Genomic DNA, 13,892 nt, shown 5'->3' on the forward strand with positions numbered 1-13,892 from the left:
GTTCACTTGCGTCGCCGCCCGCGACGCAGTAGAACTATCTTGTTATCAAGCGATGACTGAACTTTCCGGGCAAGCCCGGGGAGGCCACTGTTTCAAAGGGGGCGGAAATGTTGGCGTCCGAATGCGCGTGGGCCATCTTGCGCGCCGAGCACGCGCGCATGCGCGAGCTGCTGGCGCGGGTCGACGCGGCGCTGAAGACCGGCGAGTGGAAGCGGGCGGGACCTGCGGCTTCGCCGATCGCCGGGCTGATCGCTCGCCTCCAGACTTTCGACGAAGCCACCCATCGCCCCAAGGGCGCCGTCCTGCTTCAGATCCTGCGCGGCAGGTCGGCTGAGTCCGATGATCTGCTGCGCCGCCTCGAGCAGCAGCGCGAACGCTGCGACGCCCTGCTCTCCCAGGTGAAGTCGCGGCTCAAGCAGGCCGAGTCCGGCGACACGGCCGCCGCCGCCGCCGTCGAGGACTGGCTGGAAGAGCACCGCCTCCTGATGCTCGATCACCTGGACCAGGAGGACACCTTGCTCCACTCCCACACCGCCGAACTGCTGACCAATGAGGAATGGGCCGCAGTGGTGTCGTCCATCTCCGAGAACATCGGCTCGCGCAAAGGCTGAGCTTTCACCCGGACCCGCGCGTGGCGCTTGTGACGCGCTGCGGCATCTCCTATGCTCACGGGCCCTTTCACACGGAGATGAAACATGATCAAGGTCAGCGTGATGTACCCCAACACCGCAGGCGCCCGGTTCGATCACGACTACTACCGCGACAAGCACATGCCCATGCTCAAGGAGAAGATGGGCGACGCATGCAAGTCGTACACCATCGACAAGGGCCTGGCGGGCGGTGCGCCCGGCGCCCCGGCGCCCTACATCGGCATGTGCCACATCTTCTGCGACTCCGTGGAGAGCTTCCAGGCGGCCTTCGGCCCGCACATGAAGGCGATCATGGCCGATGTGCCCAACTACACGGACCTCAAGCCGGTGATGCAGATCAGCGAGGTGGTGGTGGGCTGAGCGCCCCGCTGCCTTCGGCCTCCGGCGGCGGATGCGCGCCTGCATAACGCTCCAGCAGCAGATAGAGCAGCAGCCCGCCGCCCAGCGGCACCAGGTAGTACAGCGCGCGATAGGCCAGCAAGGCGCCCATCAGCGCGCCCTGGCGCACCGAGCCCGAGAGCAGCGCGAGGTACACCGCCTCGAGCACGCCGAGACCGGCCGGGATCGGCGTCACCACCCCCGCGATCGAAGCCGCCAGCATCACGCCCAGCGTGACCAGATAGGGCACCTTGCCACCCAGCAGCAGGTACACGGCCGAGGCCATCAAGGCCCAGTTGGTTGCCGACACGCCGAGCTGCACCAGGGCCAACCGCGCCGATGGCAGCTCCAGCCGCCGCCCGCGCACGCGCCAGTGCCGCCCCTGCGCCTTCGCGCAAGCCACCACATAGCCCGCCGCCAGCAGCAGCATCAGAACGCCCAACGCGCGGAAGGCGCCCTCGCCCACATGCGCCTGCGCCGGCGGCTGCACCACGCCGGAGGCGAACACGCAGCCGGCCACCAGCCCGTAGCCCAGCCAGTTGGTCGCCAGGCTGATGCCGACAATCTGCGCCACCGTGGCCTCGTCGAGCCCGGCCCGCGCATAGAGCCGCGCACGCATCGCCACGCCGCCCACCAGCGAGCCCAGGTTGAGGTTGAAGGCATAGCTCGTGACGGCGATCGCCCAGCAGCGCCAGCGCGGCACGCGGTGGCGGGTATGGTGCCGGCCGATCAGGTCATAGCAGCCATACAGCGCATGGCTGGCGGTGCACAGCGCGAGCACGGCCAGCAGCAGCCAGGGCGAGTAGCGCCCGAGCGCCTGCCAGGCGCCGGCCCAGTCGACCTTGTGCGCGTGCGACAGCAGCAGGCCGAGCACGACCAGCCCCAGCACCGGCAAGGCCCAGCGGCGCACGCGCTGCCAGAGCGTGGCCCCGGTGGCCGCGGAGCCCGGTCGCGCATCGGGCGCGTCGGGCGCATCGCACAAGGGCAAGGCATCGCTGTTCGGCATGCGCGCATCATTCCCGCGGGCAGCCGGTGCGGCCAGTTGCGGCCGGCGCTTGTTGGCGTAGGTTCAGATGCCGAGGGCGCACTCAAGGCTCGTCGACCAGCACCCGCCAGAGCAGCACGGCAACGCCCACGAAGCCGAGGAAGATGAAGAGCTTGGAGAAGAAGCCCACCCGCGCGCCGTAGACCTCGTCCACGCGTTCCCTGAGGCCGTCGAGCCGGGTGGAGACGTCCTTGGCATTCGCGGTGCATGCCGTCTCGACGCGCCGGATCTCCTCCAGCGAGGCGCCGGCCTGCACCGGCGCCGCACGCCCCGCCGAGCCGGCGCTTTGAAGCTCGGCCCGGCACGCGGCAAGCTCCTTCGTCAAGGGCTCGCTCACCTCCACCGTCACGGCAGCGGCCTGTCGCGCCGAGTAGACGGCCAGCACGCCCAATCCGGCGGCCACACAGAGAAACACCGACAGCGTCACCTCCGCGATGCGACGGCCCCGGGACGGAGGCTCCGAATCCCTACCTGGCAGTCGCAAGGCCAGCCACAGCTTGATGAGGGCGACGACCAGCGTACACAAGGCGGCGACCAGCGCGACCGCCCCGCGGCTCTGCTCGCCCTTCCCGAAGAGCCAGCTGTCGATGCGGTTGCTCAGCACGTTGACGAAGATGTTGCCGAAGACGGAATCGTCCTTCTTCATCTCCTTGGCCGTCGTCTGCAGCGTGGTGGCTGCGTCGAGCAGGCGCTGGACATCGGCCGCCGGCAATGCGGGCGGGCAGACGGGGCAGGTTGGTCCGGCGATGCCCTGCCCCGGCATGACCGGCATGACCGGCGTCACCGCAGGCGGGGGCACCACCGGCTGCACGGGCGCGCTGGCCGGCTCGCTGGCACGCGGCAAGGGGACCGGTGCTGGCGCCTCCACCGCGGGCTCGGAAGCCGCGGGCGACGGCGCGGCGACCTGGCCTTGGCCCTGGCCATGCACGAAAGCTCCCGCCAGCATGAGAACCACCGGCGCAGCCGCGCGCCCCCACTGCCGAAGCAGTTGTTGGATTCCTTGACACATGGGTCCCTCCGAACTCAGGCCGGCGCATGTTGGCTTTCGCCTTGGTTCGCGTCAATCCTCAGTCGGAGGGAAGAGATGCATTCGACGAGTTCCCGGTGGATGTCGGGGACGCTGCGACGTTCCGGCTCAGCGTCGCTTCTTCCTGCGGGTGGCGGGCATCAGCGCCTTGCCGCTCCAGAAGTCGATCATCTGCCGCGTCATCTCGGCCTGCGCCGCGGCCATTTGCCGATGCATCTCGGCGCTCGCGTACCCGCGCGCGGCACCGGTCACGGTGTTTGCGGCGCTCAGCCAGGCGCTGAGCAAAGGGTTCTTCTGCACCCGGGGATTGCGCATCTCAGTGCCTGCCGCGTCGGGCTGCGGCCCGCAGGATCATGGCCAGCGCGGCACCGCCGGCCGCCGCCATCATCGCGGCCTTGACCGGCTCTTCGGCCACGTATTGCTCGCCCTGTGCCTTGGCTTGCCGCGCGCGCTCGGGCAGCGAGGTCATGGTCGCGCGCACCTTGTCCCAGGTGCGGTGAAGGCTCGACGGCGCCTTCGTGTACATCGCATCGTCGACGTGCGAAGGCCCGTGGCCGATGTCGTTGCCGGCGACGGGCATGGGCAGGGTCTCCGCATCGGGATTGGCCTGTTGCGGAGTAGGACGGGTGTGGAAGGTTTCGATTTTCATGTGGGGCCTCTCGAAGAAGTTCGTCGGAATCCACTGCAGGAGAGGAAGCGGCGCAGCGCCGCTTCAGCGCGACGGCGAAGGCGCCGGTGCCGGCACCGGCGTGACGGTCTCGCGGATCACGCCGCCGCCCATCACGCTGCCGCTGGTGCTGGTGGCGGCGCCCCTGACGCGCGCTTCGCAATCGGCGCGGTCGGCTGCGGGCTGGAGCAATTGGCAGCGCGCCAGGGCGTTCTGCTCGGCCTGGTCGCCCGGCGTCAGGCCGCCGCGCTGCGATTCCTGCTTCGCTGCGCCCGCCTCGCGGCGGCAGGCTTCGCGATCCTGTTGGACGCCATCGCAGGCGGCGCGGTCGCGCTGCACCTGCGCGCCGCTGCCCTGCGCCCAGGCGGTGACGCTGAAGAGGCATCCCGCGCAGAGCAGTGCGGTGAGCGACGAACGGAGGAAGATCGCGTGCTGCGGCATATGGGGCTCCTTGAAAGATTGCCCTTCTTCTAACCCGCCAGGTGGATGCGATCTGTCGGACGCGGCGAGTTTTACCGGCCGTGTCCGTGCTCAGCGGGCCTGGCTCGAACAGGTGATCTTGCCGATCACGACCGCGGCTCGAGGGAAACCGCCCCATGGACAAGGGACGATGGGCGGGAGAGAGTAGCAAAAGGGGTGCTGCGTCGGCACACGCGCTGGGCTTGGCGAACATTTGCCGCACGGCTCCTCCAGCCGATGGAGCTGCGGGCGGATTGCCGCACCACTGGATCAGCCTGATCAGACGCTATTCAATCTGCGCTTCGGACTGAACCGAGCATGAAGCGCACGAGCTACCAGAGGGTGCGGCGCGCCACTCTGTTGACACCCGTAGCTGCGGCGGTGACGAAGTCGGTCACGGGACGTGTGCCTCAGGCTTTGGCGCGAGCCGCTTCGCGCTCGAAATGCGCGTACAGCGAATCCAGCACGCCGCCGATCTCGGCGAGCAAGGCGTCGTCGTCCGGCAGGCGTTCGCGCGCGCCGGCGAGCACGGCTTCGAAGCCCGCCCCCTCGGGCGCTGAGCCGCTTCCCGTGTCGAGCGAGCGCACCATCGCACCCAGGCGCATGAGCGCCGGGTCGTCCTCCAGCCCGAAGCTCGCCGCCAGAGTTTCGAAAGTCACTCTCTCGCCGACATGGGTGAAGCTGGCGCCATCGAAGTCGAAGCCGAGGGCCTTGCGCGGGCAGTCGGCCGGCCGGGCGAGCCACTGGAAGCGCGCGGCGGGGTCGATGAAGCGGCGGATCAACCAGGCACTCGCCACGCGGTCGACCCAGAGGCGGCGACGTGTGGCCCACAGACGGCCCTGGTGGTCGGCGATGTTCAGGCGCGGGATCCGGCCCTTGGTTTCGTGCGGCTCGTCGGGCGACAGCAGGGCCTCGATTCGCCGGCTGATGTCGGTCCACGCGGCGTCGGCTTCGAGGCTCGCTTCGCTGGGGAAGAAGTCGGTGGCGAGGAGCGCTTCATAGTCGCGGCGCAGCTTTTTCTGGAGCCGCGTCAGGTCGTTGATGCCCATGGAAGCCAGCGTCTTGCCTGCTTCCTTCCACGATCTGAGGAGCGCCGCATAGTCCTCGCTGCGATCGAAGAGCTGCGGGTAGGCGGCGGTGTCTGCGGAATTCGCCGGCGCGATCAGCATGAGCCAGGCGCTGCCGCCTTCGCGAGTGCATTCGTCGGCCAGCTCTTGCAGCGCATCCCGATGCATGGCATTGAACGGCAGCAGGTAGGCGCCGTCGCGCAGTGCAGCACAGCCCAGGGTCTTGAGCGCGCGCCAGATACGCATGCGGGCTGTCGCGCCCTGGGTCGGCAGCGAAACGATGAGCAATAACCACTGGCCGGTGTCGCCGGAGACGTCCCGAGATTCCATGTAGAGAATAATACAGCTATGTCATGATCGCTACAGCACAATCATCCAAACCTTGGAGCCGCGGTGAATACGAAGTCCTTGTCTCAGCTGCCTTTCGGACTCGGATGGCTCTTGCCGGTGGGTGTCGATCCCGGAGCGCTGCCCTTGCTCGCCGCCAGGGCGCTGCGCGCCTTCGGCGATGGCTACATGGCGGTGCTGCTGCCGGCCTATCTGCTGGCGATCGGGCTCGGCACGCTGGAGGTCGGCATCGTGAGTACGGCGACGATGCTGGGCTCGGCGTTGGCCACGCTGGCGGTGGGCGCGTGGGGGCACCGCTTCCCCGGCGGGCGCTTGTTGCGCTGCGCGGCCCTGCTGATGGCGGCAACCGGGTTGGGATTCGCTGGCCTGTCATCGTTCTGGCCTCTGCTGATCGTGGCAGTGGTCGGCACGCTCAACCCGAGCTCGGGCGACGTGAGCGTTTTTCTTCCGCTCGAACACGCGCGCCTCGCCTCGGCTGCGCAAGGCACTGCACGCACCGCGCTGTTCGCACGCTACAGCCTCGCGGGCGCGTTGTGCGCGGCGCTGGGCGCCTTGGCGGCCGCGGTGCCGGACTGGTTCGTGCGACACACCGAGTGGGAGCGTCTCCACGCGCTGCGCGGCATGTTCTTGGCGTATGCGGCTATCGGCTTGGCGGTTCTCTGGCTGTATCGCGCGCTGCCGTCGTCCGATAGCGACGCCGGCGCGAACAGCCTGCCTGCCACCCCGGCGCCGCTGGGGCCCTCGCGCGGAGTCGTGATGCGCCTGGCAACGCTCTTCAGCGTCGATGCCTTCGCGGGCGGCTTGACGGTCAATGCCTTGATGTCGCTCTGGCTGCTCGAGCGCTTCGGACTGTCGCTGTCGCAGGCCGGCGTGTTCTTCTTCTGGACCGGCCTGCTGAGCGCCGCATCCCAGCTCGCCGCGCCACGGGTCGCCCAGCGCATCGGGCTGTTGAACACCATGGTCTTTACCCACCTGCCGGCCAACATCTGCCTGGTGCTGGCTGCGCTGGCGCCGAGCCTTCCGATCGCCTTGGGACTACTGTTCGTCCGCAGCGCCTTGTCGTCGATGGACGTGCCCACGCGTACTGCCTACGTCATGGCCGTCGTGACGCCGGCGGAACGCAGTGCCGCCGCGAGCTTCACGGCGGTGCCGCGGAACCTGGCAGCGGCGCTCAGCCCGACGCTGAGCGGCGCCCTCTTCGCCGCAGGCTGGATCTCGATGCCGCTGATCGCATGTGGCGTGCTCAAGATCGGCTATGACTTGGCGCTCTGGCGAGCGATGAGACGCAGTCCGGTCGATAGGCAATGATCCGACAAAAAAAAAACGGCCCACCGCCACTCATGCTGATGCTCTCCAGTCCAGCGAGGCTCTACGACCAACGCCCGCTTCGCCTCGAGGTGTTCCGTCCCCTTGATCGGGCTATCCGGGATAGCTGGCAAAGACGGTTTCCCTGCCTTTACGGTCGACAAGGATGACCTTGCATGGGTCCTTCCGGTCGCCGTACTCCATGCCAGGTGAGCCCACTGGCATCCCCGGTACGGCAAGCCCGACCGCCTGGGGCTTGGCGGCAAGCAGGCGCTTGACGTCAGCTGCAGGAACATGCCCTTCAAGCACATAACCTTCGACCAACTTCATGGGTTGATGGTTCGGTTGGATGAGCCATTCAAGCAGCCTCGGCTTTCGGGGACTCCGCATTGGAGCATCGTCACGAACCGTGATGGGCCCGAAACTGCCTGTCCAGGAAAAAGACGCCTTGACTGGCGCTCTTTATTTCCATTATTCTCGAAAGATGGAATCACAGCAAGTTGTCCAGGCTCTGGCAGCGCTCGCCCACCCGCTTCGCCTCGAGGTGTTCCGCGCCCTGGTCGTGTCCGGCCAGCCTGGCCTCACGCCTGGGGTCATGCAGGAAGCGTTGGGCGTGCCGCCGGCCACCTTGTCATTTCACCTGAAGGAACTGGTGAATTCAGGGCTGGTGACGCAGGAGCGTGCCAGCCGCAACCTGATCTACCGAGCCGCATACGACAACATGAACGCGCTGCTCGGCTACCTCACGGACAACTGCTGCCAGGGCGCCGCCTGCGCGGTGGAGAACCCCGCCGACGACTGCAAGTGCTGACCTCATCCACAGGAGCCATCATGAAGAGATTTCACGTTCACGCCCATGTCGAGGACCTCGACGCGAGCATTGCCTTCTACTCGAAGCTTTTCGCCGCCGAACCGACACGGGTCGAGGCCGACTACGCCAAATGGATGCTCGAGGACCCGCGCATCAACTTCGCCATCTCCACGCGCGGAGGAGCGCCGGGCATCGACCACCTGGGCTTCCAGACGGACGATGCAGACGAACTCGCCGAACTGAAGGCACGCGCCCAGGCGGCAGACATGGCGCTGCTCGACCAGGGCGAGACGAGTTGCTGCTATTCGCGCAGCGAGAAGCACTGGGTCACCGACCCGCAGGGCATCGCGTGGGAGCACTTCCATACGCTCGACAGCATCCCGGTGTTCGGGGAGAGCACAAAAACCGCCGACGCGCGAGCTACTGCTTGCTGTGCGCCCTCCACACCCCGGGGCAAGCCGGTCGGGTTGACCGTCAAGCCCGCATCGTCCTGCTGCTAAAGGAACTCAGAATGATCAAGAAGATACACAACGTGCTCTTCATCTGCACAGGCAACTCAGCCCGCTCCATCCTGGCGGAGGGCCTGATGAACGAGTTGGGAAAGGGCCGCTTTCATGCGTATTCGGCAGGCAGCCACCCCAAGGGCGCCGTGAACCCCTTCGCGATCGACACGCTGAAGTCGATGCGCATTCCATCTGAGGGCATGCGCAGCAAGAGCTGGGATGAATTCGCTACCCCGGACTCGCCGCGGCTCGACTTCGTCCTCACGGTCTGCGACCAGGCGGCCGGGGAGGTATGCCCGGTCTGGCCCGGCCAGCCGATTTCCGCCCATTGGGGCGTGGCCGACCCGGCGAGCTTCGAAGGCACGGACGAAGAAAAGCGCATGCAGTTCCGCGACACCGCCATCACGCTGAAGCGCCGGATCGAGCTCATGCTCGCGCTGCCGATGGAACGCCTCGACGCCATGGCCATTCACGACGAAATCAAGGACATCGGAAAGCGCTAAGCAATGACGACCCATGTTCTGATCCTCTGCACCCACAACTCCGCGCGCAGCGTGTTGAGCGAAGGCATGCTCAATCACTGGGCCAAGGTGCTGGGCAAGAATGTCCGGGCGCACAGCGCCGGCAGTGCGCCGAGCGGCCGCATCAACGCCTTCGCACTGGAGGCACTGGGCAACGCCGGCGTCGATACCGCGGGCTACCGCAGCAAGAGCTGGGACGAATTCACCGGTCCCGACGCTCCCGGGATGCGCGTCGTCATCACCGTATGCGACAGCGCGGCCGCGGAGACCTGCCCGTACTGGCCGGGAAGTCCGGTCAAGATGCACTGGGGCTACCCCGATCCATCCAACGCTGCAGGCGGCGATGAAGGAAAGCGCGTGGCCTTCGAGCTGACGCGCCAGGCGGTGGGCTACCGGATGCTCCAACTCCTCAGCCTGCCGTTCGATTCGATGAACGACGCCGAGCTGCAGCGGGCCCTCCACGACATCGCAAGGCGCTAGGTGAGCAGATTGGGCGACACGACTCGCAAGCTTTTTGCCGAAGCCCTCGGCACCGCACTGCTGCTGGCCGTGGTCATCGGCTCGGGCATCATGGCCGAGCGCCTGGCCGGGGGCAACGTGGCCATCGCTCTGCTGGCCAATACCCTGGCAACGGTCGGCGGCCTGTACATCCTCATCGAAGTGTTCGGGCCCGTGAGCGGCGCGCACTTCAACCCGGCGGTGTCGCTCGTCATGGCAGCGCGCGGCGCGATGCCTCGCGCTCTGGCGGCCCCCTATGTCGTCGCCCAGCTGGCGGGCGCGATACTCGGCGCCTGGCTGGCGCACGCGATGTTCGACGCGACGATCTTCCAGTTCTCGACGAAGGTCCGCAGCGGCATGGGCCAGTGGATCGCCGAGGCAGTGGCGACCGCAGGGCTGCTCCTGGTCATCTTGAGAGCGCCTGCGAGCCGCGTCGCGGCCATGGTGGCGTGCTACATCGGCGCGGCCTACTGGTTCACGGCGTCGACCTCCTTTGCCAACCCTGCGGCTGCGTTCGGCCGGATGTTCAGCGACAGCTTCGCCGGCATCGCCCCGGCCAGCGTGCCGGGCTTTGTCATTGCCGAGCTTGTCGGTGCCGGCATCGGGGTCGCTGTTCACAAGGCCCTGAGTCCCACCGCTCCGAAGCCAGGCATTGCGGCAACCAGCACCGACGCGACTTCCCACTCATCGTCATGACCAGCCGTGATTGAAAACCCGCCCACCTTCCCGGCCCTCGATACCGCGCTGTTCGACGTGCCGACGCACGATCGCCTGGTCGTGCGCGAACCATCACTGCACCGGCCGCGTTTCCTGATGCTCTACGGCTCGCTGCGGGAACGCTCGTACAGCCGCCTGCTCACGCTCGAGGCAGCCCGCCTCCTCGAAGCCATGGGGGGCGAGGTGAAGCTCTTCGACCCGACCGGATTGCCGCTCCCCGACAGCGCTCCGGACACCGATCCGAAGGTTCTGGAACTGCGCAAGCTGGCGCAATGGGCCGAGGGCATGGTGTGGACCTCGCCGGAACGGCATGGCGCCATGACCGGCATCATGAAAGCGCAGATCGACTGGATTCCGCTGGCCTTGGGCGCCGTAAGGCCCACGCAGGGCAAGACGCTGGCGGTCATGGAGGTGTCGGGCGGCTCGCAATCGTTCAACGCGGTCAATCAAATGCGCGTGCTCGGCCGCTGGATGCGGATGCTGACCATCCCCAACCAGTCCTCCGTGGCCAAGGCCTTCCTCGAGTTCGACGAGGCAGGCCGGATGAAGCCCTCCGCGTACTACGACCGGGTGGTCGATGTCATGGAAGAGCTGTTCAAGTTCACGCTACTGACGCGCGACCTCGCCCCCTACCTGGTCGACCGGTACAGCGAACGCAAGGAAAGCGCCGCCGAACTGTCGAAGCGGGTCAATCAGAACACCATTTGAATCCGGCACCATGCCGCACGTGCTCAGCGGGATGAGGATCGACGCGCGCACCGGCGTTGTCGCTGCCCTGGGCATGGCGCAGACGCTGGCCTGGGCGTCGTCCTACTACCTGCCGGCGATGCTCGCGGCATCGATGGCGCGGGATCTGGGCGTCTCGGTGTCGACGGTGTTCGGCGCCTTCTCCTTTGCGCTCGTCGTGTCGGCGCTGCTCGGGCCCTACGCCGGGCGGGCCATCGACCGATGGGGCGGCCGGCCCGTCCTGATGGGCACGAGCCTCCTCTTCGCCGCCGGCCTCGCGGCACTGGCCGCCGCGCAGGGGCCCATCAGCCTCTTCGCCGCCTGGACCCTCATCGGTATCGGCATGGGAGCCGGGCTGTACGAAGCGGCGTTCTCCGCCCTGGTTCGCCTCTACGGGCGTGATTCGCGCAGCGCCATCACAGGCATTACCTTGCTGGCGGGCTTCGCCAGCACGGTGGGCTGGCCGCTGTCGACCCTGCTCGAGGCCCAGTTCGGATGGCGTGGCGCCTGCCTCGCGTGGGCCGCGCTCCATCTCCTGCTGGGACTGCCGCTGAACGCATCGCTGCCCAAGATTGCTGCGCCGGGCATGGCGCAGGATGGCGCCCAGGCCTCGCCCGATGCCGCCTCCGCCGACGGCGGCACGAAGCCGCGCGTTCGCCTCGCCGCCGGCCTCCTGGCCTTCGTCTTCGCGGCAACCTGGTTCATCAGCACGGCCATGGCGGCGCACCTGCCTCGCCTGCTCCAGGCCGGTGGCGCCACGCTCGGCATGGCGGTTGCCGTGGGTGCGCTCGTCGGTCCTGCGCAGGTCGCCGGGCGGCTGCTGGAGTTCGGCTTCCTTCGGCGGGTCCACCCGCTGCTGTCCGCGCGCATGGCGGCACTGGCCCACCCGGTCGGGGCCGCGGCGCTGCTGATGGCAGGCGCACCGGTGGCAGCGCTGTTCGGCATCCTGCACGGCGCGGGCAACGGCATCCTGACCATCGCCAAGGGCACCCTGCCCCTCGTCCTGTTCGGACCGCACGGCTATGGCGAGCGGCAGGGGCTGCTGATGGTGCCGGCTCGCGTCGCGCAGGCCTTCGCACCCCTGGCTTTCGGCCTCTGCCTCGACCGATGGGGCGCAGGCGCCCTCTGGCTATCAGCCGTTCTGGGGCTGGCGGCGTTCGGCGCTCTCCTTGTCCTTCCCCGTGGCGCGACGACGAGGCAGTAGCGTCTGGTGCTGCGTGGGCTATGGATGCCACGCTGAAACCACCCTCGGCGTCTGAGGCGTCGTGCTTCCTGCGAGCGCATACGACAGCTGGTTCGCCGCCTTGATGATCGTCTTGGCGTGTCGAACCAGCTTGTTCTTCGGCAGCCGTTCGGCAGGGCCCGAGATGCAGACGGAGCCCAGCAGGCGCCAGTTGAGGCCGAAGACCGGCGCAGACACCGTCGCCACCCCCTTTTCTCTTTCGCCGATGGAGAAGTGGTAGCCCCGCTTCCGGATCTCTTCGTACAAGGCGCCGGGCTCGCCCGAAAAGGCAAGGATCACCCGTCCGGGCGAACCCTTGTCGAGCGGCAGGGCCGAGCCCATGCGTGCATGGTGGCGGATGGGCTGCGGTCCCTCGACCCGGACGATGCAGGTGCGGATGTTGCCTTCGCGCACGTAGAACGCAGCGCTCTCACCGGTCGTCTGCGTCAACTCGCGCAGCATCGGCTCGACCACGTTGTTGACGTCGAAGGCCGCCTGGTAGCGCGCGCCCAGCCAGCCGGCCGCCGGCCCGAGGCGCCACTCGCCATCGTCGCGCTGGACCACATAGCCGCTGTGGCCCAGCGTCCGCAGAAGGCGCAGCGCCGTCGTCTTGTGCATGCCGCTGCGGCGCGTCAGCTCCGCCAGCGACAGGCGCTGGTCCTGCATGCCGAAGGCCTCGAGCAGCTGGAGGGCGCGCGTGACGGCGGTGACGCCGCCGGCGGGCTCGTCGGCTTCGGGCGATGCGCCCGCATCGTGCTGTTGTGGCATCTCGCTGGCTTTGGTTCGCGGCATGGTTCGTGGTCCACCTGGTGCAACACCATTGTACGTATCGGAACACAAACCTACAGTTCGTCCAAGCCTGAAGCAGGCAATGACCGTGGATCACTACTACCAATCGGAGACAAAACTTGGCCCTCTCGAGACTCAACCCTTCCCGCCGCGCCGCGCTGCTCGTCGCTCTCTCCCTCGCCTCCAGCGCCGCATTGGCGCAGGCCTATCCTGCGCGGCCGATCAAGCTCATCGTGCCCTTCCCGGCCGGCGGCGGCACCGACATCATTGCCCGCGAGGTCGCGAACAAGGTCGCGACGCAGCAGGGCTGGACGCTGGTCGTCGACAACAAGCCCGGCTCGGGCGGCAACCTCGGCGTCGACGCCGCGGCCAAGGCCGCGCCGGACGGCTACACCATCGTGCTGGGGCAAACCAGCAACCTCGCCATCAATCCCACGCTGTATTCGAAGCTGCCCTACAACCCGCAGAAGGACTTGGCGCCTATCGGCCTGGTCGCGAGCTCGCCGCTGGTGCTCGTGGTCGCCGCGGATTCCCCGTACAAGACGCTGGCCGATGTCGTGGCAGCCGGCAAGGCGAAGCCCGAAGCCATCAACTACGCGAGCTCCGGCAGTGGCACGGTGGCCCACCTGGCCGCCGAACAGTTCCAGAGGATCGCCGGGGTCAAGTTCACGCACGTGCCGTACAAGGGCGCGGCGCAAGGCGCGACCGACCTCGTCGGCGGCCAGATCCAGATGTACATGTCGTCGATCCCCACCCTCATCGGTCACATCCGCAACGGCAAGATGCGGGCCATCGCGGTGACTTCGGACAAGCGCGTGAACGACCTTCCCAATGTGCCGACCGTCGCGGAGTCCGGCTACAAGGGCTTCGAGGCGGTGACCTGGTTCGGCATCGCCGGCCCGGCGGCGATGCCGAAGGACGCGGTGGCGAAGCTCAATGTCGCCTTCAACAAGGCCCTGCAGGACGCCGAAGTGAAGAAGAAGCTCGAGGGCCAGGGCGCCGACGTGCTCGGCGGCACGCCCGAGCAGTTCGGCAAGCTGATCCAGGACGACATCGTGCGCTGGGGCAAGGTCGTCAAGGACTCGGGCGCCAAGGTCGACTAACGGCCCTCCACCACCCGATCGCCGGCTTGCCGGAAACGCCCGTCGGCAGCGCATGC

18 protein-coding genes and 1 pseudogene are annotated in these 13,892 nt (G+C 67.6%); 11 read left to right on the forward strand and 8 right to left on the reverse strand.

Annotation, left to right across the window (positions count from 1 at the left end):
- The first annotated feature begins 107 nt into the window (after window positions 1-107).
- Together AC3A6X_RS00920 and AC3A6X_RS00925 are read left to right on the forward strand one after the other, a co-directional pair.
- Complete coding sequence (locus AC3A6X_RS00920; protein ID WP_487840404.1) at window positions 108-611, forward strand: hemerythrin domain-containing protein; 504 nt, start codon at window positions 108-110, stop codon at window positions 609-611.
- Between the two features lie 84 nt (window positions 612-695).
- Window positions 696-1,010, forward strand: a complete 315-nt coding sequence (locus AC3A6X_RS00925) for an EthD family reductase (RefSeq protein ID WP_309965676.1) — start codon at window positions 696-698, stop codon at window positions 1,008-1,010.
- Here AC3A6X_RS00925 and AC3A6X_RS00930 read toward each other — a convergent pair.
- From AC3A6X_RS00930 to AC3A6X_RS00955, 6 genes are all read right to left on the reverse strand, one after another.
- Window positions 988-2,034 (reverse strand): lysylphosphatidylglycerol synthase domain-containing protein, encoded by a 1,047-nt coding sequence (locus AC3A6X_RS00930; protein WP_487840405.1) that lies wholly within the window; start codon window positions 2,032-2,034, stop codon window positions 988-990. The genes AC3A6X_RS00925 and AC3A6X_RS00930 overlap by 23 nt on opposite strands.
- Before the next feature lie 82 nt (window positions 2,035-2,116).
- On the reverse strand, window positions 2,117-3,082 hold the full coding sequence (locus AC3A6X_RS00935; protein WP_487840406.1) for a hypothetical protein: 966 nt from the start codon (window positions 3,080-3,082) through the stop codon (window positions 2,117-2,119).
- Window positions 3,083-3,208: 126 nt separating this feature from the next.
- Complete coding sequence (locus tag AC3A6X_RS00940) at window positions 3,209-3,415, reverse strand: hypothetical protein (RefSeq protein WP_487840407.1); 207 nt, start codon at window positions 3,413-3,415, stop codon at window positions 3,209-3,211.
- Window position 3,416: 1 nt separating this feature from the next.
- The gene (locus AC3A6X_RS00945; RefSeq protein ID WP_487840408.1) at window positions 3,417-3,749 is read right to left on the reverse strand and encodes a hypothetical protein; all 333 of its coding nucleotides are present in this window, start codon (window positions 3,747-3,749) and stop codon (window positions 3,417-3,419) included.
- Between the two features lie 63 nt (window positions 3,750-3,812).
- Window positions 3,813-4,208 carry a hypothetical protein gene (locus AC3A6X_RS00950; RefSeq protein ID WP_487840409.1) on the reverse strand — a complete coding sequence of 132 codons (396 nt, stop codon included), beginning with the start codon at window positions 4,206-4,208 and terminating at the stop codon, window positions 3,813-3,815.
- 428 nt (window positions 4,209-4,636) lie between these two features.
- Window positions 4,637-5,623, reverse strand: a complete 987-nt coding sequence (locus AC3A6X_RS00955) for a chromate resistance protein ChrB domain-containing protein (protein ID WP_487840410.1) — start codon at window positions 5,621-5,623, stop codon at window positions 4,637-4,639.
- A 63-nt stretch (window positions 5,624-5,686) separates the two neighbouring features.
- On the opposite strand from AC3A6X_RS00955, the gene AC3A6X_RS00960 reads away from it, so the two are divergent.
- Complete coding sequence (locus tag AC3A6X_RS00960) at window positions 5,687-6,949, forward strand: MFS transporter (RefSeq protein WP_487840411.1); 1,263 nt, start codon at window positions 5,687-5,689, stop codon at window positions 6,947-6,949.
- 111 nt (window positions 6,950-7,060) lie between these two features.
- Here AC3A6X_RS00960 and AC3A6X_RS00965 read toward each other — a convergent pair.
- Window positions 7,061-7,267, reverse strand: a pseudogene (locus AC3A6X_RS00965) (DUF411 domain-containing protein); the annotation flags it as partial.
- 163 nt (window positions 7,268-7,430) lie between these two features.
- Between AC3A6X_RS00965 and AC3A6X_RS00970 the strand changes: the two are divergent.
- The 7 genes from AC3A6X_RS00970 to AC3A6X_RS01000 are packed head-to-tail and all read left to right on the forward strand — an operon-like array spanning window position 7,431 to window position 11,926.
- Complete coding sequence (locus tag AC3A6X_RS00970) at window positions 7,431-7,757, forward strand: ArsR/SmtB family transcription factor (RefSeq protein ID WP_309966232.1); 327 nt, start codon at window positions 7,431-7,433, stop codon at window positions 7,755-7,757.
- Between the two features lie 20 nt (window positions 7,758-7,777).
- The gene (locus tag AC3A6X_RS00975; protein ID WP_487840412.1) at window positions 7,778-8,257 is read left to right on the forward strand and encodes an ArsI/CadI family heavy metal resistance metalloenzyme; all 480 of its coding nucleotides are present in this window, start codon (window positions 7,778-7,780) and stop codon (window positions 8,255-8,257) included.
- Window positions 8,258-8,268: 11 nt separating this feature from the next.
- Entirely contained in the window at window positions 8,269-8,763 is a 495-nt protein-coding gene (locus tag AC3A6X_RS00980; protein ID WP_487840413.1) for an arsenate reductase ArsC, read from the forward strand.
- A gap of 3 nt (window positions 8,764-8,766) precedes the next feature.
- A complete protein-coding gene (locus AC3A6X_RS00985) occupies window positions 8,767-9,261 on the forward strand; it encodes an arsenate reductase ArsC (protein WP_487840414.1) in 495 nt (164 codons plus the stop codon).
- Window positions 9,262-9,270: 9 nt separating this feature from the next.
- Complete coding sequence (locus tag AC3A6X_RS00990) at window positions 9,271-9,975, forward strand: aquaporin (RefSeq protein ID WP_487840415.1); 705 nt, start codon at window positions 9,271-9,273, stop codon at window positions 9,973-9,975.
- A 6-nt stretch (window positions 9,976-9,981) separates the two neighbouring features.
- On the forward strand, window positions 9,982-10,704 hold the full coding sequence (gene arsH / locus AC3A6X_RS00995; protein WP_487840416.1) for an arsenical resistance protein ArsH: 723 nt from the start codon (window positions 9,982-9,984) through the stop codon (window positions 10,702-10,704).
- Window positions 10,705-10,714: 10 nt separating this feature from the next.
- Entirely contained in the window at window positions 10,715-11,926 is a 1,212-nt protein-coding gene (locus AC3A6X_RS01000; RefSeq protein WP_487840417.1) for an MFS transporter, read from the forward strand.
- A gap of 18 nt (window positions 11,927-11,944) precedes the next feature.
- Here AC3A6X_RS01000 and AC3A6X_RS01005 read toward each other — a convergent pair whose 3' ends face one another.
- Complete coding sequence (locus tag AC3A6X_RS01005) at window positions 11,945-12,712, reverse strand: IclR family transcriptional regulator (RefSeq protein ID WP_487841071.1); 768 nt, start codon at window positions 12,710-12,712, stop codon at window positions 11,945-11,947.
- Between the two features lie 140 nt (window positions 12,713-12,852).
- Between AC3A6X_RS01005 and AC3A6X_RS01010 the strand changes: the two genes are divergently transcribed.
- Window positions 12,853-13,836: a Bug family tripartite tricarboxylate transporter substrate binding protein gene (locus AC3A6X_RS01010; protein WP_487840418.1), complete on the forward strand. Its 984-nt coding sequence runs from the start codon at window positions 12,853-12,855 to the stop codon at window positions 13,834-13,836.
- Window positions 13,837-13,892 lie beyond the last annotated feature (56 nt).

The organism is Variovorax sp. Soil_C_12 (assembly GCF_057657375.1).

Excerpts from the sequence above, each read along its gene's own strand:
- AC3A6X_RS01000 (WP_487840417.1), top strand. The coding sequence starts at position 10,715 with ATGCCGCACGTGCTCAGCGGGATGAGGATCGACGCGCGCACCGGCGTT.
- AC3A6X_RS00925 (WP_309965676.1), top strand. The coding sequence starts at position 696 with ATGATCAAGGTCAGCGTGATGTACCCCAACACCGCAGGCGCCCGGTTC.
- AC3A6X_RS00985 (WP_487840414.1), top strand. The coding sequence starts at position 8,767 with ATGACGACCCATGTTCTGATCCTCTGCACCCACAACTCCGCGCGCAGC.
- AC3A6X_RS00935 (WP_487840406.1), bottom strand. The coding sequence starts at position 3,082 with ATGTGTCAAGGAATCCAACAACTGCTTCGGCAGTGGGGGCGCGCGGCT.
- AC3A6X_RS00975 (WP_487840412.1), top strand. The coding sequence starts at position 7,778 with ATGAAGAGATTTCACGTTCACGCCCATGTCGAGGACCTCGACGCGAGC.
- AC3A6X_RS00950 (WP_487840409.1), bottom strand. The coding sequence starts at position 4,208 with ATGCCGCAGCACGCGATCTTCCTCCGTTCGTCGCTCACCGCACTGCTC.
- AC3A6X_RS00930 (WP_487840405.1), bottom strand. The coding sequence starts at position 2,034 with ATGCCGAACAGCGATGCCTTGCCCTTGTGCGATGCGCCCGACGCGCCC.
- AC3A6X_RS01005 (WP_487841071.1), bottom strand. The coding sequence starts at position 12,712 with ATGCCACAACAGCACGATGCGGGCGCATCGCCCGAAGCCGACGAGCCC.
- AC3A6X_RS00920 (WP_487840404.1), top strand. The coding sequence starts at position 108 with ATGTTGGCGTCCGAATGCGCGTGGGCCATCTTGCGCGCCGAGCACGCG.
- AC3A6X_RS00970 (WP_309966232.1), top strand. The coding sequence starts at position 7,431 with ATGGAATCACAGCAAGTTGTCCAGGCTCTGGCAGCGCTCGCCCACCCG.
- AC3A6X_RS00940 (WP_487840407.1), bottom strand. The coding sequence starts at position 3,415 with ATGCGCAATCCCCGGGTGCAGAAGAACCCTTTGCTCAGCGCCTGGCTG.
- AC3A6X_RS00980 (WP_487840413.1), top strand. The coding sequence starts at position 8,269 with ATGATCAAGAAGATACACAACGTGCTCTTCATCTGCACAGGCAACTCA.
- AC3A6X_RS00945 (WP_487840408.1), bottom strand. The coding sequence starts at position 3,749 with ATGAAAATCGAAACCTTCCACACCCGTCCTACTCCGCAACAGGCCAAT.
- AC3A6X_RS00955 (WP_487840410.1), bottom strand. The coding sequence starts at position 5,623 with ATGGAATCTCGGGACGTCTCCGGCGACACCGGCCAGTGGTTATTGCTC.